We start from the raw sequence: 19,367 nt of genomic DNA on the forward strand, positions 1-19,367 counted from the left end.
ATAGCATATCAGATTGTATCAAGTATTTGGACACTTTCTATAATATCTTGGGATTTTGTGATTAACTTGGCACCCAAACTAAGTAATTCATTCGTACCTTGTGATTCTTCTGAAAAAATAGATCCTGGAATTGATAATACTTCACGATTATTTTGTAAGGCAGCATTAGCAGTAATTAAACTACCTGACTTTATTTTTGCCTCAACGACTAAAGTGGCTGAGGATAATCCAGCAATAATTCGATTTCTTGCTGGAAAGTGAGAGCGATGTGGTCCGATACCAGGACCGTACTCACTGACTACTAATCCTTGTTGCGCAATCTGCTTTTGCAGTGACGTGTTACGTCTAGGATATGCCACATCCGTACCAGTACCGATAACTGCAATCGGGACACCATTGTTAGCAAAAGTAATTTGATGAGCCATGACGTCTATTCCTTGTGCCAATCCAGAAACAATTGCAATGCTAGATTGAATAACTGGTGGTAACAAATGACGCAAACTATTTAGACCATAAATCGTAGCTGAGCGGGTACCTACGACTGATAAACTCGGTAAATTTAAAGCTGCCAAGTGTCCTTCATAAAACAACACAAGTGGTGGCTCAAATATTTCTCGCAAACGTTGCGGGTAGTTATCATCAGGGTAAGTAATATAATTACCCTTAAAATTACTTGCGCGTTGTAATGCCGTCGCATAGGTTGCACGAATTCTATCATGGTAACCACGATGAGTTATTTGTAGTAATAAATCTAGCGGCCAAGGATAAATACTTGGTAACAAGTTAGAATTCATTGCTTCAATAAGACGAGACTCAGTCGCAATGCCAATCCCTTGTGTCAAATGAATTGCCAGTAATTGTTGGTTTAAGTTCATATCGTTTTCCTCAGAAAATAATACGTTGTAACCAGCAGTGTATCACAAAAAAATTATGATATACTGGCTATTCTGAAACAATTAAAATAACAATCTATCCTGCGACAATTTCGCTCAAATACTCCCATCGATCCATTTTCTTATCAAGTTCTGCTTCAAGTTTGTCGGATTCTTTTTGCAAATCGCCAAGCTTAACATAGTCAGTACCATTTTTTGCCATGTCGTCTGGTATAGCAGCTAATCTAGCTTCTAACTTTGCAATATCATCTTCAATTGTTTCCCATTCTTTTTTTTCGTTATAGGTTAATTTCTTCTTTTGTATTGTAACTGATTTAGATTTTGAAACAGCTATCTTTTCTGATACGTTTAGTCGATCATCTGCATGCTCTATTAAATATTGACTAAATAAACCATCATAACGTTCAACAACGCCCTGACCTTGGAACATATATAACTGACTTGCTACCTTATCTAAAAAGTAACGGTCATGAGAAACAGTAATGACAGCTCCAGAAAATCCTGACAAAAAATCCTCTAACACGGTCAACGTCCCAATATCTAAATCGTTTGTTGGTTCATCTAACAATAAAACATTTGGTTGTTGTAATAAAAGCTTCAAGAGATACAATCGCCTTTTTTCACCACCAGACAACTTACGTATCAATGTACCGTGCATGAAAGGCGGAAACAAAAATTGCTCTAGCAATTCTGAAACACTCACCTGATTACCATTTTTATCCGTCACCGATTCAGCAACATCTGATAAATAAGCAATAACTCTTTTATCATCTGGTATTTCTTCTGTACTTTGCGTGTAATAGGCCATTTTGACTGTTTCACCTAATTCAATCACGCCACTTGTTACAGGTAAACGACCTGCAATTGCATTCAAAAAGGTTGACTTGCCGGCACCGTTTTCACCAGTGATACCAATTCGATCGCCTGCTGCTATACGCAAATTAAAATTTTCCAATATGATTTTATCATCAAACTTAATACTAGCATTGTCAATAACAATCACTTTTTTTCCCAAACGCTGCTGTCCTAAATTAACAGCAACATCGTCGTCTAATTTTAAATTACCCATCTGTGACTCTAATTCAGAAAAAGCATTCTCACGAGCTGTTTGTTTCGTTGTCCGCGCGCGTGCTGACTTACGCATCCAAGCCAACTCTTGCTTATAAAGCTGTTGCTGCTTATGATCAGCTACCTTACTTTGTTCAACACGTTGGGATTTGCCAATCATATAGTCTTGATAATTGCCTTTATATTCATATAAATCACCAAATGATAGTTCGAAAATACGCGTCGTTACTGCATCCAAAAAATAACGATCATGGGTTACTGCCAAGACAACGCCTTTATAATTAGCCAGATATTTTTCTAACCAAGCAATTGAATCAAAATCTAGGTGGTTTGTTGGTTCATCTAAAATTAATAGATCAGGCGCTTCAATTAATATTTGTGCTAAACCGACACGTTTACGCTGCCCACCCGATAATTCGCCAATTTGACGTTGCAAATCAGGCATATGTAATTGCGTTAAAATTGCTTTGACTTGTGCCTCAGTTGTCCACGCTTCGTCACGATCCATTGCATTTTGTGCATCTTCGAAATTTTGCGCAATTTTAATATTAGTCGGTTGTTCACCAAATTGTTGCAATGCATACTGATATTGTCTAATTGTTTTGAAAACTGGTTGGTCCCCCGATAAAATAGCATCCATAACTAAAGCATTGTCATCTAATGTTGGATTTTGTGTTAGATACCCAATACTATAATCATTTTGTTTGAATATTTTACCTGAATCAGCCAAATTGACACCAGAAATAGCATTGAGTAGGGAAGTTTTTCCAGACCCATTAACACCAATCAGACCAATACGGTCACCTTCTGTCATTAAAAATGAGATATCATTAAATAATACCTTCTCGCCATATGTACTTTTTAAATTGTCTACTCTAAATTGTTTCATATTATTATTATACCCAACATTGCTCCTTTTTATCGTGTTATTTTTTTGTTATACTTAGATAAACATTTCACGAGAAAATCATATTAGTCAGAGGAAACCAATTATGCAACTCACAGCCAATATTCAAAACTACCATTTTAATCACATTTTGCTTAACGCTGCTGGTGTCATGTGTCAAACTAGCATGGAGTTAGATACAGTTCTAGCATCTGAATATACTGGAGCAGTTGTTACTAAATCTGCCACGCCCTTGGTACGTCCTGGTAACCCTGCACCACGTTATTATGAACTAAATAATGGTTTAGGAACGATTAATTCAATGGGATTGCCAAATGAAGGCTTTGACTATTACATGGACTATGTTGACACTAAAGAAACTTATAAGCCCATTTTCTTTTCAATTGCTGGTTTATCCAAACAAGAAAACATTGCGATGTTGCATCAATTACAAGATGCTGATTTTGATGGTCTCATTGAATTAAATCTATCATGCCCAAATGTTCCTGGTAAACCTCAAACGGGTTATGATTTTGAAGCCACAGAACAAATACTAACTGAAGTTTTTGCTTTCTTTAAAAAACCTTTAGGGGTTAAATTACCACCCTATTTTGACATTGTTCATTTTGATGATATTGCGGCGATCCTAAATAAATTTCCTTTAGCTTTTGTTAATACGATTAATTCAATTGGCAACGGATTAGTCATTGATCAAGATACTGATACTGTCGTTATTAAACCCAAAGCAGGTTTCGGTGGTATTGGCGGCACATTGGTCAAAGCAACAGCTTTAGCTAATGTTCGTGCACTGCGCGACAGATTAAATACAACTATTAAAATCATTGGTACAGGTGGTGTAACAACTGGTCGTGATGTATATGACCATCTATTGTGTGGTGCTGATTTAGTTGAAGTTGGTTCGCAACTTGCTATTGAAGGTATTACTGTCTTTGAACGATTAGAGAAAGAACTAACCGAGATACTCACAGAAAAAGGTTATGATTCTTTGGATGATGTACGTGGACAATTAAAAATTATGTCATAAATCATAAAAAGGTTGATATTTCAAAAGTATCAACCTTTTTTATAAGCTCTAACAACAAAATAAAAAACAAGCTGATTAAAGACAGCTTGTTTCAAGAATATAATGATTTTAGTTTTTTACCGTAATGATTCCACATCACGCGCAATCATTAATTCTTCATTAGTTGGAATCAATAATCCAGTAACAGTTGAGTCTTCAGTAGTTAAAATGACTTCTTTACCACGGACATTATTAGCATCAGTATCTATTTTAACGCCAGCAAATGCCAATGATTCCAAAACTTTTGCACGTGTTACAGCATCATTTTCACCGATACCAGCAGTAAAGATAAGCGCATCAACACGTCCTAATTCAGCAAAATACTGTCCAGCGTAACGAATGACACGATCATAGAACATATCAAGCGCTAATTTAGCATGCGTATTAGTTTCTTGAACTTCTTCTAAATCACGCATATCACTTGAAATTGTTGAAATACCAAGTAAACCAGATTTTTTGTTTAATATTGACAGCATTTCTTCATTTGACAGACCTTCGCGCTCTTGAATATAGTAAACTAATGATGGATCAACATCCCCAGAGCGTGTTGCCATCGTCAATCCTGCTAATGGCGTGAATCCCATTGATGTATCATATGATTTACCATTCTTAATAGCTGTAATTGAAGCACCCGCACCTAAATGGAATGAAATTGCATTAAATTCATCAAGTGGAATACCTAATTTTTTAGCTGCACGTTCCGTCACATAGCGATGCGATGTGCCATGTGCACCATATTTACGTGCGCCATATCGTGCATAATATTCGTAAGGAATACTATAGAGATAATTTTTTTCAGGCATTGTTTGGTGAAAAGAAGTATCAAATACTGCCACAGACAATGCATTTGGTAGCAGTTTTTGAAAGGCACGGATGCCCATAGCATTAGCTGGATTATGTAATGGTGCGTAATCTGCCAAACGATCAATTTTTGTCAAAACTTCTTCAGTTACAACAACAGAATGATTAAACCATTCACCACCAGCAACAACACGGTGTCCGACACCTGTAATTTCATTGAAATCTTTAACGATGCCAAGATCTGTCATTTTCTGTAACAAAATATCGATTGCCTGATCATGATCCTTAATTGACATTTCATGTTCAAACTTTTGACCACCATTTTTTGTTAGTGTGATATGCCCTTCTTCAGCACCAATTAAACGCTTTGGTTCAATGTTTTGACCATATTTAATGGTAATTTCAGCATTTTCCTGACCAATGCGTTCAATAATTCCCTGCATTAATACTTTTTCTTCGGGCATTTCTAGCAATTGAAATTTCAGTGATGAACTGCCGGCGTTGACCGCCATTACTTTTGACATAATGTTTTCCTTTTTACCTTTAAGTTTAAGTATACCTTCACAACATACGCCGCTTGATATGTCATAGAATTATTGTAACATTTTTTGAAAGTAAAGGACACGTTGATATGTGTTACAATATTGATACATATAAATTGACTCGTGTAGGTATAAAATGATTAAAAAATGGCTCTTAAGTAATTTAATTGGCATTGTAATAACTGCCCTTGTATTAATAACAACATTTGGTTTGATTCTCTCTCTTGTTAATAAAGATAAAATAGCAACACGACCAAATAATGTACAATTTCGTACTGGACCTGGTCGAACATATAAATCTACGGCATCTCTGAAAAGTGGTACAGACCTCATCATTTTAAACAAGACACGTGGTTGGTACAAAGTTCGACGTACCGATAATGAGAAAATCGGCTGGGTCGCTGGCTGGGTTGCTGAATCAAAAACATTGCGTACAGCCACACCAATTAGTGAAGCTACAATTGTTTTAGACCCAGGTCATGGTGGTAATCCAGACAAAAAATACGACGGTTTATCTGGCGATAATGGCTCAGCATCCGTTAACGGTAAATTTTTTGAAAAAACATATACATTACGTACAGCGCGACAAATGCGCTCATCATTACAAAAAACTGGTGCACGTGTATTTATGACACGTGATAAAGACGTTCTTGTCCCGTTACTCCATATTCCACGTCTAGCCGAACATTATCAAGCAGATGCACAAATTTCAATTCACTTTGATCACGATGGCAATGAGGATAGCGCAACAACAGCAAGTGGCGTTTCTCAATTCTATTATCATCAAAATAGTTACGCATTGGTTACTGCGCTTAAAAATGCGCTCGATGGCCTACCCATTAACAATCGTGGTATTGATAGAACGCAGTATCTTGTATTAGACCATGTTACTCGGCCCGCCGTACTACTCGAACTAGGCTACATCAATAACCCAGAAAATTTTAAAAAAATTCGTACAGAAAAATATCAACAACAAATTGCAACTTTGGTCACCCACGGATTAACTACTTACTTTAAACAAAATACGGAGATAAAATAATGGCTTTATTTAAAAAAACAAAGCAAGCGTTTGAAGACAACATTGCTAATCAAACAACAGAGCAAGTAGAAGAACATTTGGATGGTATGATTGTTCAGCCATTTGCCTATAAAAAACTATTAATTATCTATCGTATTGAAGAATATCCAAGTACGAGTAATCATATTGATAATAAAATTCTAACTTTTGACAAAAAAGAACCGCTATCAGAACATCGTTACAATGACATCATCTCACGTTTAAAAAATGATGATAGTGATCGCATTTCTATTGTTAATATTTTGCCATTAGTGGATTAAAAATCATATAGCAACAAAAACGACACGCTTCTTTTTAAGAGATCGTGTCGTTTTTTGTCGTTATACTTTAATATCATTTTTCAAAAAAGGAAACTTTTGACGTAAATAAGGTGTAACCCAATGATCTAAACCAATTTTTCCAGAGTTATAGCCGCCAATCAACAAAAGCGCACCAATAATTATAAATGTCGGATTAACGGACACAACACCAGCGCCGAGATAAGAAAAATTCATGACTAGTCCAAAAAAGGCTGCAGCCAGTGTTAGTGTGCCAAATATTAAACCTAAGCCCACTAATAGTTCACCCCAAGAGACAAGAAATGAAAAAATTTCCGTATTTTTGCCATGGCTTGTTGTGACATTCAAAAACCAATCATACCATGGAAATGCCTTCGTCTTATCTGGTGTTAAGACAGGGTTTTTGATCGCACCTATAATTAGTCCAGAAGCATCAAATCCACCGCTAGTTGTTATTTTTTCCCAACCATCCAAGGTCCACTGATAGCCCAAATACACGCGTAAAATTGTTAAAATCCACATTGCGACTGGTGAGTTACGAAGCCATGTCATCATAATCTATTCTCCTTATACTATGCGTAGTCATCATAATTTCTATTACAAATAGTAAGTATATAGAACACATTGTGAAAAGTCAAACAATTTGATTTGAATAACATGACTTTAGCATAATGCGCATTTTATTATCTACAACAGATAGGTTAGTAATAATCATATTATTATTTTCTTTGACTCAAAATATGACTCACTTTTTGATCATGTCCTTCTAATGGTAAAGATGTCACAAGTTGCACGCCTAGAGCCAATGATACAGTATCACCACAAAATAGCGATAGAAAACGATCATAGTAGCCAGCGCCATAACCTAGTCGCTCCCCATATACGGTAAACGCTAGACCTGGTACAATTGCTAAATCAATCAAAGTAATATCGAAAATAGTGCTATCTATTGGTTCTTTAATATTCATTTGACCTAAATTAAAGTTAGAACCAGACGTTATTTCAACAAATACCATTTGCTTATTAATAATTTTAGGTACAACTGTTCGCTTACTTTCTGACCACGCACGAGCAATAATTGGTTGTGTATTGATTTCTGTGGCTGTACTCAAAAAAACAGCAATTATTTGGGCTTTTTGCCACTGATTGCTGCGAAATAGTAACTTTCGTAATGCCGTTTCCTCTTGCATGCGCTGAAATCCAACGTAATTAGCCAATCGCTGTTTTTGCAGAGTACGCACTATTTTTTTATCTAACATATCTTTATTCAAACAAATGTGTCATAGCTAAAATTTCAGTATCCTTTTTAACTTCTTTTAGTACTTTTAGATCATCATAGTTATGAATAGCTGTGACAATTAACTCGGCAACTTGTCGCGCATCAGCCTCGTTAAAGCCCCGTGTTGTCATCGCAGGTGTGCCAATTCGAATACCAGAGGTTACAAATGGACTCAAAGTTTCATTTGGTAACGCTTCTTTGTTTGTGGTAATCGAAACCGTATCTAACAATTCTTGTGTTTGCTTACCGTTTAAACCGGTTTTTGTCAAATCCAAGTTAAACAAATGATTATCTGTCCCGCCAGCCACAACACGAATGTCTTCAGTATGATTAAAAACATCAGCCATTGCTTGTGCATTTTTAATGACTTGTGCAGCATATACTTTAAATTCAGGTTGTAAGGCTTCACCAAATGCAATTGCTTTACCGGCTATCACGTGCTCCAAAGGGCCACCTTGTGAACCTGGGAAAATTGCGGAATTAAGTTTTTTAGCATATTGTTCTTGTGATAAGATAACACCGCCACGAGGTCCACGTAAAGTTTTGTGTGTCGTTGAAGTTACCACATCAGCAATACCGACTGGATTTGGATGCAATCCCGCAGCAACAAGGCCCGCAATATGTGCCATATCAACCATCAAATAAGCACCAACTTCATCAGCAATTTCACGGAACTTTGTAAAATCAATGATACGTGAATAGGCAGATGCACCAGCGACTATTAATTGTGGCTTGACTTCTCGTGCCTGTTTTGCAATAGCCTCATAGTCTAGTCGTTCTGTCTCAGAATTCAATCCATAGGTATAAGAATCATACATCTTCCCTGAAAATGACACCTTAGCACCATGTGTCAGGTGTCCACCTGCATCTAAATTCATTCCTAAAATCTTGTCGCCGGGTTTCAAAAATGCCATATAAGCTGCAGCATTCGCCTGCGATCCTGAATGTGGTTGCACGTTGGCATATTCTGCACCAAAGAGTTCTTTTAATCGATCAATAGCCAGTTGTTCAACAACATCGACATACTCTGTTCCACCGTAGTATCGCTTATACGGGTATCCTTCAGCGTACTTATTAGTTAACACAGAACCTTGCGCCGCACGAACACCTTTTGAGGCAAAGTTTTCTGAAGCAATTAATTCAATCGTACGATTTTGACGCGCACCTTCTTGCTGAATTGCACTCCAAACCTCGGGATCTCGTTCTTTAAATGACATGTTATTCTCCTAATCGATTAATAATCTAATTATAACGTATTTTACGTTATTTTTAAGTTTAATAGTCCGGATAAATACGAATTATTAAAAATAATAAATGAAATAGTTCGTGTTTAAAAAATTTCATGCTTGAGGGTAGCTAAAATTTGTTTTGAATCTATCACCTGTTTATGTCGTATTGGTTTATTAAATAATGTTGCAATTTGAATAGGAATTTCAGTTCCTGTCATTTTTGATAATTGAGCAAGTGCGGCTTGTCCGGACACCGGCGCCATATTAAGTGCCTGTAATACAGTTTCTGAAAACTTGTAAGGACTTGCTGTTGCGGCAATCAACGTTGGTCCTGTCACAGCCGTTTGTTCATAAGCATAACGACCAACGGCTGTATGAGGATCAATTGTATAGTTTGTCGCGTTGGCAATCTTTTTAATTGTTTCAGATACTTGATCTTGTGTTGCAAACGCAGCAACAAATTTGTTTAAGTTGGCACGTGTATCAGGTTTGATAACATAGGCCCCATCTTCCTGTAATGCTGTCATATATGCCTGAATTTCATCACTATTTTGACCACTAGCAAAATATAATAAACGTTCTAAATTACTAGATACCAAGATATCCATGGCCGGTGCGTTTGTCACTTTGAAATGACGGTTACTATCGTATTTACCTGTTGTAAAGAAATCCGTTAACACATTGTTTTCGTTTGAAGCGACAATGAACTGTTTCACGGGTAATCCAATTTGACTCGCATAGTAAGCTGCCAAAACATTGCCAAAGTTACCTGTTGGCACCACAATGTTAATTTCATCTCCAGCTTTAATTTTTTCGTCTTTAATCAGTTGAGCATAAGCATATATATAATAAACAATTTGTGGGACAAGGCGTCCAATATTTATCGAATTTGCAGATGAAAATCGCAGACCTTCTGCCTTTAAATCTTTTGCTAATGATTCATCAGCAAGTAAGGTCTTAACTGCCTTTTGAGCGTCATCAAAATTACCAGTAATTGCAATGACATGCGCATTATCAGCCGTTTCTGTTTGCATTTGTTGCCTTTGAATCTCACTGACACCTTCTTCTGGATAAAAAACAATTATTTCTGTCTGAGAAACATCCCCAAAGCCACTCATAGCAGCTGTGCCTGTGTCTCCTGATGTGGCCGTGAGAATAACAATCTTATCACTCATAGCCTGCTTTTTTGCAGCAGTAGTCATTAAATGTGGTAGTGCCTGTAGAGCAACGTCTTTAAAGGCAAGGGTTGGACCATGAAATAACTCAATGTATGTTAAATCGTTTTCTTCGTGGAATGATACCACATTGTCAGTTTCCCATTGCTTACCATAAGCTTTCTTAATAATGTAATCGATTTCAGAGACACTAAAATCATCAAAAAAGGCATCAAATATTAATGTTGCCAAATCGGAATAAGTTTGCGTTTTTAAGACCGACCAGTCAAGTGATATTTCAGGCCACTTTTCTGGTACATATAACCCGCCATCTGGTGAAATACCATTCAAAATAGCTTGACTTGCTGTTACTGCCGGTGCTTGACCACGTGTGGAAACGTATTTCATCATGTGCAACTTCCTTTTATCTGATTTATTAAATTATAACAAATAACTACATAATTATGAATAAAAATGATAGAATTATAAGAATAACAAATAAAAGGATGGATTATGGATATTGGAATTGGCCTTTTTGGCTTAGGAACAGTTGGCCGTGGCGTCGTTAAAATTTTACAAGAAAATGCAGAACAGATTACGAAACGCACGGGTTCTCGATTAATTGTCAAACATGCAGTCATTCATAATTTGACAAAAGAACGTACCGGTTTTGTTAAAAATTTCCCTATTACAAATCAAGCAACAGATATTTTAGACAACCCAGATATCCAAATTGTTGTTGAAGTCATGGGAACATTAGATGAAGCCTATGACCTGATCAAGCGCTCATTAAATGCCAAAAAACATGTTGTGACAGCAAACAAAGATTTAATTGCAAGTCGTGGACAAGAACTAGTAGCTATTGCTGAAATAAACGGTGTTGATTTATTTTTTGAGGCTGCAGTTGCAGGTGGTGTCCCAATTCTCCGTACACTATCAACTAGTTTCACTGCCGATGAAATTTCGCGTGTAGCAGGTATCATTAACGGTACAAGTAATTTTATTTTAACTCAGATGGCAACTAATAACCTATCCTATGCTGATGCACTGAAATTAGCTCAAAATAAAGGTTTTGCAGAATCAGATCCGACAAATGATGTTGAAGGATTTGATGCCGCATACAAGTTAATTATTTTGTCAAACTTTGCTTTTGGCGTACAACCTGTTTTAGGTGATTTGTCAATCACTGGCATTGCTAATGTCACCGATGCTGACATAGCTGATGCGTATGCATTCGGTTATGTTATTAAATTACTCGGTGTGGCGCAAGTGGTTGGTAATACAAAAGAAGCCATTAGCATTGAAGTTTCTCCACAGCTCGTGCCTTTCACGCATCCACTCGCTACCGTTCATAACGAAAATAACGCGGTACTTGTCAATGGTGAATCTGTTGGTGAAGTTATGTTATATGGTCCTGGCGCTGGCGAAATGCCTACAGCTAACTCTGTTTTAAGTGACTTGACAAATGTTGCGACAGATTTAGCTTTAAACACACCGGGACATCCTTTTAATTCATTCAACCAAGATCTTGATTTAGCTAAACCTTCACAACGTATTGCACGTCGGTTTATCGTTGTTGAAGTCGATGATACCCCTGGTGCTATGTACTCTGTTACGGGCATGTTTGCTGCAGCAAAGATGAGTTTCACTGATTTGAAACAAACACCTGCAGCTAATGGTACTGCACGTTTAGTTGCCTTAACACATCCGGCAAGCGATGCGCAACTAAATGTCATTCGCACCACACTGCGTAATGCAGATGGTATTAACTTAGCCGCGGAGTATAAAATATTCTCATGATAACAATCAAAGTACCCGCAACAAGTGCAAATGTCGGCCCCGGATTTGATTCACTAGGTGTCGCCTTACAACTTTACTTAACATTAGAAATTCACGAAGAAACGGCCACTTGGATTGTTGATCATGATTTTTCAGATACGATGCCACATGATGAGAAACACTTTATCGTGCAAACAGCACTTTCCTTATCTGCTAATATAAAACCTCACCACATCATTGTTACATCTGATATTCCTCTAGCGCGAGGTTTAGGATCATCGTCATCTGCACTAATTGCTGGATTAGCAATGGCCAACATTTTGTCTGACTTGAATTTATCCAATGATACACTATTACTCAATGCTACAGTGTTAGAAGGCCATCCTGATAATGTTGCACCTGCACTATTAGGTGGTGGTGTCGCCGCGTATTATGATGGTTCACATGTTTTCCATGCACCATTAAAAATGCCAAAAAATATTGACTTTGTGACATTTATTCCGAATTATAAATTACTAACATCTGCAGCACGATCAGCGTTACCTGACAGTTTATCATTTCATGAGAGTGTGGCAGCAAGTGCTATTAGTAATACACTAGTCGCTGCTTTAAATGCCAATGATTTTGCAACCGTCGGCAAATTGATTGAGCAAGATCATTTTCACGAAAATGCCCGTGCTTCGCTAGTTCCTCATTTGGCAATCATTCGTCAGATTGCCCACAAATTAAACATTGTGGGGACTTATTTATCTGGCGCTGGACCAACAGTCATGACAATTGTCGCTAAAGAACAAACCGATAATTTACTATCGGCATTGCTGGGGGCACACCTACTCGGTCAAGTCAAAATTCTCAAACAAGATCTTATGGGTCTAACAATCATGAAAGAAGAAAACTAGCATGAAAGTCTCAAAATTTGGCGGTTCTTCCTTAGCCGACGGGCGTCAATTGCAACGTGTTTTTGATATCATTCAATCAGATAAGAATCGCAAAGTTATTGTTGTATCTGCGCCAGGAAAACGTTTTAAAGATGATACAAAAGTAACTGACTTGTTACTTTCGTATGCAAAAGCAACCGTCGAAGATACAGATGCAACAGAAATTATAGAAACAATTAAAAATCGTTATCATGCTATTGGTGATTATTTCAAACTGCCAGCCTATGAACTAGCAGATATCGATGAACAGATTGATCATCTTTCAACAAAACATTACCGTTCGTTTGACTATCTTTATGCTGCTTTCGCGGCACATGGTGAGTATTTAAATGCACAACTCGTCGCTAAAGTCTTTAGTCATCTCGGCATTCCTGCCCGTTTTATTGACCCACAAGAAATTGGGTTACAAGTAGATGATAATGCGCGTTCTGCAACATTCGATGTTAAATCTTATACATCAATTGCTAAACTCGACTTAAATACAAGTGAGCGTCTCATTATACCTGGCTTTTTTGGTTATACAAAAAATGGTGATATGGCTACTTTTTCACGAGGCGGTTCCGACATCACCGGTGCCATTATGGCTCGCGGATTAAGTGCCGATTTGTATGAAAACTTTACAGATGTGAGCGCCATCTATGCTGTTAACCCAACAATTATCGATCAACCAGCTGCCATCGAGCAAATGACTTATGATGAAATGCGTGAACTATCTTATGCTGGTTTTGCTGTTTTCCATGACGAAGCTATTATTCCAGCCATTCAAGGTGGCATTCGAATCAATATCAAAAATACTAATGAACCAGATGCTCCCGGCACTTTTATTGTACCACCCACTGAAGTACAGCAAACACGGCCTGTAACAGGTATTGCAAATTCAAATCGTTTTGCGGCCTTATACTTACACCGCTACCTTCTAAACAAAGAAGTAGGTTTTACTTTACGCATTTTAGAGATATTAAAGCGGCATAATATTTCCTATGAACATATGCCTTCAGGAATTGATGATTTAACAATTATTTTTGATAAAACAAGTCTATCACAAGAGCAAGTTGACAACATGTTAGCAGACATAGCCTCTGATATTAAACCAGATACACTAAAATGGCTCCCTAGCTATGGCATTATCATGATTGTTGGCGAAGGCATGCGCAATCGTATTGGTGCGTTAACAGAAATTGTCACCCCTTTGAAAGAACACGGTATCAGTTTACAGATGGTCAATCAAGGTGCTAGTGAGATTTCAATTATGCTTGGCATTCAACCTGATTTAGCTGATCGTGCTGTAAAAGCCATTTATGACAACATCTTCAAAGCTTAAAAAATGTATATTTAAAAAAGAAACCTTACTGAAGTGAACCTAATAACTTGGACAGAATAGAAAATCTGTTCAGAAAGTTATCAGGTTCACTTCATTTAGTTAGGTTTCTTTTTCAGGTGGTCAGCAGTTAACAAACGATGCTCGTTTGTTAACATGCTGACATATCATTTTAGATAACTTTGTCTCGCATACTATGTCACATAAAATAAACATTTGTTGTTATTTTCAAAATTGATGCAAATAGTCATGCAAATCATGATTATTAAGTTGATTATCTAGACCAATTAATAATTTTAAACGCGCTTTTTGACCATTAATACTAGTGGCAAAGATAACACCATCTCTTTCTAATTGTACACCGCCACCTAAATAATCATATACTGGCTCAGCAACGCCATTAAAACTTCTTGATACAATAACAACAGGAATATTTCGTGATAAAAGGTAGCGCACACCAATTGCTGCTTCTTTAGATAAATTGCCAGCACCTAGTGCCTCAATAACAATACCATCAATATTTGCCGCTGCCAATAATTCTAATAATTGCCCATCCATGCCCGCGTAAGCCTTCAAAACTGGAATGCTCTTCTGTACATGAGCCACTGATAATACCCGACGTTTTGGCAAATCATAGAAAAAGATAATTTGACGTTTTGTTAAGAGCCCCATTGTGCCACTGATTGGTGAACCAAACGTTGCAACATTGGTTGTATGCGTTTTTGTTACAAAACGTGCCGCATGTATTTCATCATTCATAACCACTAAAACACCACGATTACGCGAATTTTCATTAGATGCAACACGTAAAGCAGAATGGTAATTATACAAACCATCAGATCCTAATTCATTTGAAGAGCGCATTGCCCCTGTCATAACAATTGGAAAATCTACGGATAACGTACTATCCAAAAAAAAGGACGTTTCTTCTAGTGTATCAGTTCCATGCGTAATAACGACTCCATCGAACGCATTACCTGCTGTCAAAATACGACGTTGCAGCTGCAACATATGCTCTGGTCCAATGTGTTCACTTGGTAAATTAAAAATACTTTCAACTGTTAAATCAACATTGGGCAGTGCCATTTTGACATCAATCAAGGGATTGTCTAATCCAGTTTCAACATCACCGTCTTGATCTTCATGCATTGAAATTGTGCCGCCCGTATGGAGCACCAAAATTTTTTTTATGGTCATGATGTACCTTCTTTTTTTTGTCTAAAATTTTTCAATGTGCTTTGCCACGCATGCATTTGTTCAATAAATTTTTTAGCACGAGGTTTTAAGCCCAATTGATTATCATAAATATAGTCAATGACCCGTTGTAACCCTCGTTTTGTAGTCGTTGAAATTTTAATTTGATGAATTTGCCTCAAATCTATCACACTAAATTGTCTCAAATAAAACATTGTTTTTTGATCTATCATTAACCGATGCTCATCTAGTTCATAATGATTTTCTGCAATAATACCATTGTATTTTTCAGAATAATCAAAACGGCCTGTCGTTTGCCCACTAATTGGATCAGCTCGCCAATTTGGTGCCACCCCTAAAGGTACTAATAATTGAATTTCAAAAATATTAGCAATAATTTGGGGATCCAATCCTTCATCAAGTTTTAAAAGTGCCAATAATAATTGATTATACCATCGGGTAATGACCTCACCTTCTTCAAATGTTTCATCAATAAGACTAGCAATCAAAGCAGCATAGGCATTTGCCTCAATATCATCAACAAGTCGCCTATGATATGTAGCCTGCTGGATATCATTAATATAACCTAGACCGACAGTTCTTTTTGCAAAAGCACCTTCAAATGTAACTACCGTATACGGCTGCATAGCTGCACTTAAATGAGATTTTTGCTTTTTTGCACCACGCGCCAAAAAAGTTCGTAACCCACGTGTTTCTGTGAGCATACGAACTAATAAATCATTATCTTTATATTGTCTTGTGTACAACACAATACCTTTGATTATTGACATCGATCACCTTCATGAATGTATAAAAAAATACTACTTTTGATTAATTACTGTTAATAGTCATCTTCACTATATCCCAATGTTTGTAATGCTTGCGGCCGCTCACGCCAACGAGGCTCAACCTTAACCCATGTCTCAAGAAATACTTTATCTCCCATCAAGCGTTCAATATCTTTGCGTGCTCGTGTCCCAATTTCTTTAATCATTGTCCCTTGTTTACCGATAATAATATTTTTTTGTGTTGGCCGTTCAACAACAATAGAAGCTTGAATATGGATCTTTTCTTCGCTCTCACGTGAAATTTTATCAATAACAACAGCAACTGAATGCGGTACTTCTTGTCTTGTTAATTGTAATACTTTTTCACGAATCAGTTCGCCAATGACAAAACGTTCAGGATGATCTGTTAGTTGATCAGCATCGAAATATTGTGGTCCTTCATCAAGGCCAGCAACAACATTGTCTAGTAATTCGGATACATTATCACCTTCACGTGCTGAAATTGGAAATACTTCTGCCCACTCTGGCGCATCTTCTTGATAACTCGCAATAACATTTAATAAATCTTTAGGGGCTAGTAAGTCCACTTTATTAATTAATAAATAGATTGCTGTGTTCTTAATTTCTTTTAATCGATTAATGATAAAATCATCACCACGGCCACGTGGCATTGAAGCATCCACAACAAACCAAATCGCATCTGCACCATGTAGAGCAGAGAAAGCTGATTTGACCATAAAATCACCTAATGAGTTTTGTGGTTTATGTATGCCAGGTGTATCGATAAATACAACTTGTGCTGAATCTGTCGTATATATACCTTGTATTTTATTACGTGTTGTCTGTGCCTTATCTGACATTATCGCAATTTTTTCGCCAACAATGCGATTAAGTAATGTTGATTTCCCAACGTTTGGTCGGCCAATGATGGTCACAAATCCTGATTTAAACGGTGCTTCTGTCATAAATAAATGCGACGCCTAGGTCGACTTTCTCCTGTTATACACTCGAGCACATTGCCCAACGTTATATTCTAATATGATATACATATATCACTCATATCATGGTTTATTACTGAAATCGATGTAATAAATCCGAAAAATTAGTTACAATACCAAACTGACGCCATACGTATGGTTGAAAAATAATCAATAAAATAATGATTTCAACACCTACAGCTACCAGTACTGCACCAGCTGCAACATCTTTGGCCAGTTTAGCAAGGGGATGATATTTTTTCTCAACAACTAAGTCTACCACAGCTTCAATAATTGTGTTTAAAAATTCACTAAAAATCACAATAAAAATAGCCATTGTAACCCATAACCAATCTGCACGGTATAAACCGTAATGTAGACCTGCAACTAAAATCAGAAAAGCTAGAACGACGTGAATTCGCATGTTTCGTTCACGGACTAAAATCAGCCATATACCGTTCAGTGAGTTACGCAACGCTTTAAAAAAACTACCATTACGTACTGTTTGTCGTTTTTCATGATCTGGTAAGCCTTCTAGTTCTGTTCGTTCGTTATCTCTTGAGGCCATAATCATCCAAAATCTTTCGTTGTAAATCAAACATTTCTTTTTCTTCAGCGTCACCTAACATGTGATCATAGCCGTTTAAATGCAAAAAGCCATGAACAACCAAAAAACCAAGTTCACGTTCATAACTATGACCTAAATAATCAGCTTGTGAGGCAATAATGTCAACAGACACTAAAATATCGCCAATATTTTTAGGAATATCATCTGCCCAATCACCTTCAGGAGATAAGTCAAATGTGTCATCCCCTTCTTCTAATGCGAAGCTAATAACATCGGTTGGTTTATCTACGCCACGGTACTCGCGATTATAACGCTGAATTTCATCACTATTAACAAATGTCACTGACATTTCTGTGTTATCTGGTAGTTCTAAAGTTGTTCCAGCAAAATTCAAAATCATATAAACTAAATCTTTGTGGTATTGTGTCACACTATTTTTTGTCTGATCAATTATTGCTAAATCCATTAGCATTTTGCTCCTTTTTTAATGCTGCCAATTTGGTCTCTGCTGCTTCATACGCATTAACTATCAAACCAACCACTGGATGACGTACAACATCAGCACTACTAAAATTGATAAACATGATACGGTTAACATCTTTTAAAATGTGTTGTGCTGAAATCAATCCAGACTGTGCACCACGCGGTAAATCTATTTGAGAAATGTCACCGTTAACAATCATTTTTGAGCCAAACCCTAGACGCGTTAAAAACATTTTCATTTGTTGGTTTGTGGTATTTTGTGCCTCATCCAAAATAATAAAAGCATCGTCTAATGTACGACCACGCATATAAGCTAAAGGTGCAATTTCGATCACACCACGATCCATTAGACGCTGTGTATGTTCTGCACCAATGATGCCATTCATGGCGTCATAAATAGGACGCAAATATGGATCGACTTTTTCTTTCAAATCGCCGGGCAAAAATCCGAGTGATTCACCAGCTTCAACAGCAGGACGTGTAATAATAATACGTTCCACTTCACCGCGTTTGAGGGAAGCAATTGCCATCACAACTGCTAGATAGGTTTTTCCTGTTCCTGCCGGACCAATACCAAACGTGATATCGCTCTTTCGTATAGCCTGTACATATTGTCGTTGCCCAAAATTTTTAACGCGTACTGCACGTCCTTTGTTGTCTTTGATCAATGTTTCAGAGTACAAATCACTAAAATAGTCCAATGTCCCACGCTGTGCCATTGTGACGGCACTAACAACATCGGTTGGTGAAATATTAATTTGATGTTTGATTAAACTAGTTAATTCATGCACTACAGCATTAGCTAGCGCTACTTTATCTTCATCACCGTTAATAGTCATTTGATCGCCACGTGCATGTAACTTGACTGCCAAACCTTCTTCTATTAGACGCAGAAAATTATCATTAACACCAATTAATTTTGCTTGTTGTTCTGCATTTTCAAATGTAAAAATTTGCTGTATTTGTATTGACAAATGACAGATCCCCTTTATATGTTTTCTTTTAATTTTAACACAAAAAAAGGGCTAAT

General features: G+C 37.0%; 19 protein-coding genes. 6 read left to right on the top strand and 13 right to left on the bottom strand.

The window, feature by feature from the left end:
- Positions 1 to 8 precede the first annotated feature (8 nt).
- Both dprA and LEGAS_RS05375 read right to left on the bottom strand, forming a co-directional pair.
- Positions 9 to 875, bottom strand: a complete 867-nt coding sequence (dprA, locus tag LEGAS_RS05370; protein ID WP_010388795.1) for a DNA-processing protein DprA — start codon at positions 873 to 875, stop codon at positions 9 to 11.
- 94 nt (positions 876 to 969) lie between these two features.
- Entirely contained in the window at positions 970 to 2,850 is a 1,881-nt protein-coding gene (locus LEGAS_RS05375) for an ABC-F family ATP-binding cassette domain-containing protein (protein WP_013231644.1), read from the bottom strand.
- Positions 2,851 to 2,953: 103 nt separating this feature from the next.
- Between LEGAS_RS05375 and LEGAS_RS05380 the strand changes: the two genes are divergently transcribed.
- Positions 2,954 to 3,892, top strand: a complete 939-nt coding sequence (locus LEGAS_RS05380; protein ID WP_010385793.1) for a dihydroorotate oxidase — start codon at positions 2,954 to 2,956, stop codon at positions 3,890 to 3,892.
- A gap of 116 nt (positions 3,893 to 4,008) precedes the next feature.
- On the opposite strand, the gene LEGAS_RS05385 is transcribed toward LEGAS_RS05380, so the two are convergent.
- On the bottom strand, positions 4,009 to 5,256 hold the full coding sequence (locus tag LEGAS_RS05385) for an acetate/propionate family kinase (protein ID WP_013231645.1): 1,248 nt from the start codon (positions 5,254 to 5,256) through the stop codon (positions 4,009 to 4,011).
- A gap of 154 nt (positions 5,257 to 5,410) precedes the next feature.
- On the opposite strand from LEGAS_RS05385, the gene LEGAS_RS05390 reads away from it, so the two are divergent.
- Entirely contained in the window at positions 5,411 to 6,313 is a 903-nt protein-coding gene (locus LEGAS_RS05390) for an N-acetylmuramoyl-L-alanine amidase family protein (protein WP_013231646.1), read from the top strand.
- Positions 6,313 to 6,612 (top strand): hypothetical protein, encoded by a 300-nt coding sequence (locus tag LEGAS_RS05395; protein WP_010687778.1) that lies wholly within the window; start codon positions 6,313 to 6,315, stop codon positions 6,610 to 6,612. Before LEGAS_RS05390 ends, LEGAS_RS05395 begins: the two co-directional genes overlap by 1 nt.
- A 60-nt stretch (positions 6,613 to 6,672) precedes the next feature.
- Here the strand turns inward: LEGAS_RS05395 and LEGAS_RS05400 are convergent, their stop codons facing one another.
- The 4 genes from LEGAS_RS05400 to thrC all read right to left on the bottom strand — a co-directional run bounded on the left by LEGAS_RS05400 (position 6,673) and on the right by thrC (position 10,700).
- The gene (locus tag LEGAS_RS05400) at positions 6,673 to 7,185 is read right to left on the bottom strand and encodes a DoxX family membrane protein (protein ID WP_013231647.1); all 513 of its coding nucleotides are present in this window, start codon (positions 7,183 to 7,185) and stop codon (positions 6,673 to 6,675) included.
- Positions 7,186 to 7,349: 164 nt separating this feature from the next.
- The gene (locus LEGAS_RS05405; protein ID WP_013231648.1) at positions 7,350 to 7,889 is read right to left on the bottom strand and encodes a 5-formyltetrahydrofolate cyclo-ligase; all 540 of its coding nucleotides are present in this window, start codon (positions 7,887 to 7,889) and stop codon (positions 7,350 to 7,352) included.
- Between the two features lie 4 nt (positions 7,890 to 7,893).
- Entirely contained in the window at positions 7,894 to 9,126 is a 1,233-nt protein-coding gene (glyA, locus tag LEGAS_RS05410; protein ID WP_013231649.1) for a serine hydroxymethyltransferase, read from the bottom strand.
- A gap of 113 nt (positions 9,127 to 9,239) precedes the next feature.
- Complete coding sequence (thrC, locus tag LEGAS_RS05415) at positions 9,240 to 10,700, bottom strand: threonine synthase (protein ID WP_041771838.1); 1,461 nt, start codon at positions 10,698 to 10,700, stop codon at positions 9,240 to 9,242.
- A 105-nt stretch (positions 10,701 to 10,805) separates the two neighbouring features.
- Between thrC and LEGAS_RS05420 the strand changes: the two genes are divergently transcribed.
- Genes LEGAS_RS05420 through LEGAS_RS05430 form a run of 3 tightly spaced genes read left to right on the top strand, consistent with a single transcriptional unit; the run spans position 10,806 to position 14,330 of the window.
- The gene (locus LEGAS_RS05420; protein WP_010386530.1) at positions 10,806 to 12,092 is read left to right on the top strand and encodes a homoserine dehydrogenase; all 1,287 of its coding nucleotides are present in this window, start codon (positions 10,806 to 10,808) and stop codon (positions 12,090 to 12,092) included.
- Complete coding sequence (gene thrB / locus LEGAS_RS05425; protein WP_013231651.1) at positions 12,089 to 12,970, top strand: homoserine kinase; 882 nt, start codon at positions 12,089 to 12,091, stop codon at positions 12,968 to 12,970. Before LEGAS_RS05420 ends, thrB begins: the two co-directional genes overlap by 4 nt.
- A 1-nt stretch (position 12,971) precedes the next feature.
- Positions 12,972 to 14,330: an aspartate kinase gene (locus LEGAS_RS05430; RefSeq protein WP_013231652.1), complete on the top strand. Its 1,359-nt coding sequence runs from the start codon at positions 12,972 to 12,974 to the stop codon at positions 14,328 to 14,330.
- Between the two features lie 225 nt (positions 14,331 to 14,555).
- On the opposite strand, the gene LEGAS_RS05435 is transcribed toward LEGAS_RS05430, so the two are convergent.
- The 6 genes from LEGAS_RS05435 to LEGAS_RS05460 form a co-directional block, all read right to left on the bottom strand.
- Positions 14,556 to 15,524: an asparaginase gene (locus LEGAS_RS05435; RefSeq protein ID WP_013231653.1), complete on the bottom strand. Its 969-nt coding sequence runs from the start codon at positions 15,522 to 15,524 to the stop codon at positions 14,556 to 14,558.
- Positions 15,521 to 16,312: a DNA repair protein RecO gene (gene recO, locus LEGAS_RS05440; protein ID WP_013231654.1), complete on the bottom strand. Its 792-nt coding sequence runs from the start codon at positions 16,310 to 16,312 to the stop codon at positions 15,521 to 15,523. Before recO ends, LEGAS_RS05435 begins: the two co-directional genes overlap by 4 nt.
- Before the next feature lie 50 nt (positions 16,313 to 16,362).
- The gene (gene era / locus LEGAS_RS05445) at positions 16,363 to 17,274 is read right to left on the bottom strand and encodes a GTPase Era (protein ID WP_013231655.1); all 912 of its coding nucleotides are present in this window, start codon (positions 17,272 to 17,274) and stop codon (positions 16,363 to 16,365) included.
- A 106-nt stretch (positions 17,275 to 17,380) separates the two neighbouring features.
- Positions 17,381 to 17,854: a diacylglycerol kinase family protein gene (locus LEGAS_RS05450; protein ID WP_010386528.1), complete on the bottom strand. Its 474-nt coding sequence runs from the start codon at positions 17,852 to 17,854 to the stop codon at positions 17,381 to 17,383.
- A complete protein-coding gene (gene ybeY, locus LEGAS_RS05455; protein WP_010386526.1) occupies positions 17,838 to 18,320 on the bottom strand; it encodes an rRNA maturation RNase YbeY in 483 nt (160 codons plus the stop codon). Before ybeY ends, LEGAS_RS05450 begins: the two co-directional genes overlap by 17 nt.
- Positions 18,301 to 19,311, bottom strand: a complete 1,011-nt coding sequence (locus tag LEGAS_RS05460) for a PhoH family protein (RefSeq protein WP_010386524.1) — start codon at positions 19,309 to 19,311, stop codon at positions 18,301 to 18,303. The genes ybeY and LEGAS_RS05460 overlap by 20 nt, the downstream gene beginning before the upstream one ends.
- Positions 19,312 to 19,367: the final 56 nt, after the last annotated feature.

The organism is Leuconostoc gasicomitatum LMG 18811 (genome assembly GCF_000196855.1).
Taxonomy (GTDB): domain Bacteria; phylum Bacillota; class Bacilli; order Lactobacillales; family Lactobacillaceae; genus Leuconostoc; species Leuconostoc gasicomitatum.